This is a genomic window from Actinosynnema sp. NPDC059797 (assembly GCF_042732085.1).
Taxonomy (GTDB): Bacteria; Actinomycetota; Actinomycetes; order Mycobacteriales; family Pseudonocardiaceae; genus Actinosynnema.
Map to the genome: position 1 here is coordinate 1 of NZ_JBHWIE010000693.1, position 1,786 is coordinate 1,786.

At 74.6% G+C, this 1,786-nt stretch carries 3 protein-coding genes; 1 reads left to right on the forward strand and 2 read right to left on the reverse strand.

What is annotated here, in order from left to right:
- Positions 1 to 892, forward strand: an 892-nt coding sequence (locus ACFV4N_RS43360) for a universal stress protein (protein ID WP_499678530.1), incomplete at its 5' end; no start/stop codon positions are given.
- 4 nt (positions 893 to 896) lie between these two features.
- Here ACFV4N_RS43360 and ACFV4N_RS43365 read toward each other — a convergent pair.
- Complete coding sequence (locus ACFV4N_RS43365; RefSeq protein ID WP_499678531.1) at positions 897 to 1,313, reverse strand: RbsD/FucU family protein; 417 nt, start codon at positions 1,311 to 1,313, stop codon at positions 897 to 899.
- 175 nt (positions 1,314 to 1,488) lie between these two features.
- On the reverse strand, positions 1,489 to 1,786 hold a 298-nt coding region (locus ACFV4N_RS43370; protein ID WP_499678532.1), incomplete at its 5' end, for a GlsB/YeaQ/YmgE family stress response membrane protein.

The window sequence follows — 1,786 nt, forward strand, 5'->3', positions numbered from 1 at the left end:
GCAGCACCGCGCCGTCGTCCACGAAGATGTAATCGCTGACGGTGTGCCGCACCGGGCTTCGATGTCCGGTGAACAGGTCGTCGTGGGTGTCGACGGCACCGACGGTGCCGCGCGGGCGGCCGAGTGGGCGGCCGGGCGGGCGGTGTCGTGGGGCCTGCCCCTCCTGCTGGTCCACGGGCTGCGGTGGCCGCTGTACGAGCAGGTCCACCTGCACCAGCCGGTCGACGTCGCGGGGGAGGAGGCGATGCGGCAGTGGGCGCGGGACGTGCTCGACGGGGTGGCGCGGCGGTGCCGGGACCGCGGTGCGGCGGACGTCCGGGCCGAGGTCGTGCCGGGCGACCCGGCGGACGTGCTGCTGCGGCACGCGGAGCGCGCGGCCTTCGTCGTGGTGGGGCACTCGGACGGCACCGGTGTCGCCGGCGTCCTGCTCGGCTCGACCGCGGCGCAGGTCGTCGAGGCCGCCACCCGGCCGGTCGTGGTGGTGCGCGAGGGTGCGGAAGCCGGTGCCGGCGGTCCGGTGGTGGTCGGGGTGGACGGTTCGCCGGGCAGCGGCCGGGCGGTCCGGTTCGCGCACGAGTTCGCCGCGCGCACGGGCGCCGAGGTGGTCCTCGTGCACGCGGTGCCCGACGGCGGCGACCCGTACGCGGTCGGGTCCGACCCCGACCTGGCGGAGTCCGCGCGCCGCCACCCCGGCGTCCGCTCCCGGGTCGAGGTCGTCCCGGGTCCGGCGGTGGACGTGCTGCCGCGGGCGGCGGCGGGGGCGGGGTTGCTGGTCGTCGGCAGCCGCGCGACGGGGGTGGTGCGGCGCGCGCTGTTCGGGTCGGTCGCCCACTCGGTGGTGGACCGGGCGCCGTGCCCGGTCGCGGTGCTGCCGCCGCACGCCGCGACCTGACGCCTCAGCCCACGAAACCGATGGTCAGCAGGACGTTCGCGTAGAGCCTGCCGTCGCCGGTCGCCACGCACACCGCCAGCTCGGGACCGCGGCACGCGTCGTAGAAGTCCTGGCGCGCCAGCGCCTGGAGGGGCAGGTCGGGGCCGAGCAGGCGTTCGTAGTCCGCCCACGCCGGGGGAGTGCCGCCCTCGTCGGGCCGCATGGTGTGCACGGCCTCGACCGGGACGGCGGTGAGCACCGGCTCCAGCACCTGGTCCACGGTGAGCAGGCCGGGGCGCAGGTTGAGGTGCACCAGCTCGGCGCGGTGGTGGACGTTGGTGCGGTGCGCGTAGTTCGCGTCCGCGAGCAGCACCCGGCTGCCGTGGCCGGCGGTGGCCAGGGCGGAGAGCAGCGGCGGGTGCAGCAGGGGGTAGCGGAGCATGGGGCGGCCCTTCGGTGCGGACGGGTACGGTGCGCCCCGAATGTTATCGCTAACACAGGACCAGGCAAGGGCTTGACGAACACCGCTGTTAGCGCTCACCAGTGTGCGCCGCGGACACGTGAAAACGCGGTGCGCGGGAAGTTCCCGCGCACCGCGTCACGTCGTGGTCCCGGCGTTACCGCAGGCTCGTGCGGCGACCGCCGCCGGCGATGCCCTCCGCGACGCCGATGAGCAGCACGGACGCGATCACCGCGACGATGAAGCCCAGCACGTTCAGCTCGAAGATGTCGCCGGTGCCGAGCAGGTTCGCGATCGTCCCGCCGATGACCGAACCGGCCAGGCCGAGCAGCAGCGTCGCCACGATGCCGAGGTGCTGCTTGCCGGGCTTGATCAGTCGGGCGAGCGCGCCGATGATCAAACCGGCGACGATGAACCCGATCATGTCATCCTCCCGGTGGTCGACAACTGTCGAC